This window comes from Streptomyces sp. NPDC055140 (assembly GCF_053607285.1).
This window is the reverse complement of sequence record NZ_JBSGTG010000126.1, coordinates 1-2,507: the sequence shown is the minus strand read 5'-3', so window position 1 is coordinate 2,507 and position 2,507 is coordinate 1. Positions and strand designations below refer to the sequence as shown.

The following is a 2,507-nucleotide window of genomic DNA, read 5'->3' as shown; positions in this document are numbered from 1 at the left end:
CGAGGGAGGCGGCGAGGGCCTCAGCGGGCAGGGTGTCGCGCTCGTCTTCGGCGTACAGGGTGGAGCCGAAGTTGTCGTCGATCTCGATGGCCTCGGGTCCGCAACAGGGGGTGTGACCGAGATACGCGCCAAAGGGGCAACGAGATGATCTTGAAGCCCTGATGCGCTCGGACTCACCTGCGACGGCGGGCGGCAGGGTCGCGTTCGGCGACATGCCGGGCGACCGCGTCGACGCCGGGGCGGGCGTACCGCTCCAGGGAACGGACGGAGGCGTGGCGGGAGTGGGCCGGCAGCATTGGGGTGGAGGTGCCGTCCTCGGCGTCGTGTGTGAGGGCAGTGTGGCGGAGCCGGTGGAGTGTGAAGCCGTCCAGGTCCTTGATGTCCCCGGGTGAGGCGAGCGGGTTGGCCAGCAGCCGGGTGTTCTCCTCGAAGATTTCCTCAGCCCGGCGGTAGGAGAGCCGGGCCCGGCCGGTTTCCGGGCACACGTCAAGCGTCGGCGTTCCGGCCGAGGCCTTGCGATCGGTGAGGTGCAGCGGGCCACGTGTACGGCGGGCGATCACTTGAGGGGAGGGGACTGTCAGTGCCCGACGCCGACCAGGCCCGGCGCCAGCATGCTTGCCTGGGTCATGCCCCTAGATCCTCCGTCACGGGCAGGCACTCGGCGAGCAGGTCGACGACGTCGCGCCAGGCTCGCTGCGCGTGCTGTGGGTGGTAGCCGACGCCGGGGACCACGGGGTGGTCGACCGGCGGGTGGTGGAAGGCGTGCAAGGCGCCGCCGTAGACCGTGAGGCGCCAGTCGACGCCCGCGGCCTGCATCTCAGTGGTGAACGCGTTCCGTTGCGCGGGCGGCATGATCGGGTCTTCCGACCCGACCCCGGCCCATACCGGGCAGCGAATGCGCGCGGCCTCGCCCGGTCGGCCCGTGGTTAGTGCGTTGACTGTCCCGATCGCGCGCAGGCTGACGCCGTCGCGCCCGAGTTCCAGCCCGATGGCGCCCCCGGTGCCGTAGCCGACGGCGGCGATCCGGTCGGGGTCGGTCCGCGGTTCGGTGCGCAGCACGTCGAGCGCCGCATGGCCGATGGCCCGCATCCGGTCGGGTTGAGCGAGCAGTGGCAAGCAACGGGCCAGCATCTCCTCGGGGTCACCCAAATAGCGCCCGCCGTGAAGGTCGAAGGCCAGCGCTACATATCCCAGTTCGGCGAGAGCATCGGCCCGGCGGCGCTCGACGTCGCTGAGCCCCATGCCCTCTGGTCCGAGCAGCACCGCGGGCCGGCGGTCGACACCGGCCGGGAGCGCGAGGTGCCCGATCATCGTCAAACCGTCGGCCGGGTACTCGACCGTACGCGTCGAAATCGTCGTCATGAGACTGGACAGTAGTGATCGTCGAGCCCGGTCCGGCCGGTGTTCTGCCGCGGGCAGAACAGCGCGGGTGTCCCTCTGAAATACGGCGAGGGCTCACAAGAGCCGTCACAAACCCCGTCCCCACGGCAGCGCTGGCGACACTGTGCCGAATGAGTGACAGCCGAGGGGCGCTCAGGGCTTCAAGACCATCTCGTTGCCCCTTTGGCGCGTATCTCGGCCACACCCCAACAGGCGGTGCTGCCCGCGCCAGTCGGCCATTTCCATAAACTATGAATATAAAAATGCTATGCTTCGAGCATGAGTCGTCAAGACACCGCTCCTGGTGCGTCCGCCGCCATCGGGGCAGCCCTCTACGGCCTGGCCACCAGGGCCGCGAGACGCCTGCCCCGGGACATGAGCCTGACGTCCGCCGGCACCCTGGCCACCCTGGACCGGACCGGCCCGCGGCGCATCACCGATCTGGCCGCGGTCGAGGGCGTCACCCAGCCCGCGATGACCGCCCTGGTCCGGGTGATGGAGGAGTCCGGCCTGGTCGAGCGGCGGGGCGACGCGTCCGACAAGCGGGTCACGCTGGTGTGCCTGACCGAAGCCGGCGCCTCCTATGTCCGGACGCGGCGCCAGGCGGGCGTCCACGCGTTCGAGCGGTTGATCGGCGAGCTCACCGGCGACGAGGTCGAGGCGCTGGTGGTGGCCCTTCCGGCGCTGAAGCATCTGGCAGAGCTCGAAAGCCAGGACCGCGAAGGGCCGAAGCAGTGACCGGGCAGCCGATCGGCGGGGTCGCGGTGAAGGCGCTCCCGGTGGCGCGTTCCAAGGCGCGGCTGCTGGTCCCCGCCCTGATGTTCATCGCTCTGGTCGTGGCGGCGGTCGCCAGCCTCGGGACGCCGCTCATCACCAGCGTGGCGACCTCGTTCCACGTCTCGCTCGGCAGCGCGCAGTGGACGCTGACCGTCGCGCTGCTCAGCGGCGCCGTCGCCACGCCGGTCCTGGGCCGGCTCGGAGCCGGCCCGCACCGGCGGGCCACGATCCTCGCCACGCTGGCGGTCGTCGTCGCCGGCAGCGCGCTCACCGTGCTGCCGCTGCCGTTCGCGTGGCTGCTGGCCGGCAGGGCGGCCCAGGGCGTCGGGCTCGGGCTGACGGCGCTGATG

Annotated in this window: 3 protein-coding genes and 2 pseudogenes; 2 read left to right on the top strand and 3 right to left on the bottom strand. The window is 71.0% G+C overall.

Features of this window, described 5'->3' with window-relative positions; genetic code table 11:
- The 3 genes and pseudogenes from ACWFR4_RS48085 to ACWFR4_RS48075 form a co-directional block, all read right to left on the bottom strand.
- Positions 1 to 214 (bottom strand): annotated as a pseudogene (locus tag ACWFR4_RS48085) (hypothetical protein); the annotation flags it as partial.
- A complete protein-coding gene (locus ACWFR4_RS48080; RefSeq protein WP_453658223.1) occupies positions 174 to 560 on the bottom strand; it encodes a site-specific integrase in 387 nt (128 codons plus the stop codon). The pseudogene ACWFR4_RS48085 and the gene ACWFR4_RS48080, both read right to left, overlap by 41 nt.
- 64 nt (positions 561 to 624) lie before the next feature.
- Complete coding sequence (locus ACWFR4_RS48075) at positions 625 to 1,362, bottom strand: dienelactone hydrolase family protein (RefSeq protein ID WP_453658221.1); 738 nt, start codon at positions 1,360 to 1,362, stop codon at positions 625 to 627.
- A gap of 393 nt (positions 1,363 to 1,755) precedes the next feature.
- On the opposite strand from ACWFR4_RS48075, the gene ACWFR4_RS48070 reads away from it, so the two are divergent.
- Together ACWFR4_RS48070 and ACWFR4_RS48065 are read left to right on the top strand one after the other, a co-directional pair.
- On the top strand, positions 1,756 to 2,118 hold the full coding sequence (locus ACWFR4_RS48070; RefSeq protein WP_453658227.1) for a MarR family winged helix-turn-helix transcriptional regulator: 363 nt from the start codon (positions 1,756 to 1,758) through the stop codon (positions 2,116 to 2,118).
- Positions 2,115 to 2,507, top strand: a pseudogene (locus ACWFR4_RS48065) (MFS transporter); the annotation flags it as partial. The gene ACWFR4_RS48070 and the pseudogene ACWFR4_RS48065, both read left to right, overlap by 4 nt.

Excerpts from the sequence above, each read along its gene's own strand:
- ACWFR4_RS48070 (WP_453658227.1), top strand. The coding sequence starts at position 1,756 with ATGAGCCTGACGTCCGCCGGCACCCTGGCCACCCTGGACCGGACCGGC.
- ACWFR4_RS48075 (WP_453658221.1), bottom strand. The coding sequence starts at position 1,362 with ATGACGACGATTTCGACGCGTACGGTCGAGTACCCGGCCGACGGTTTG.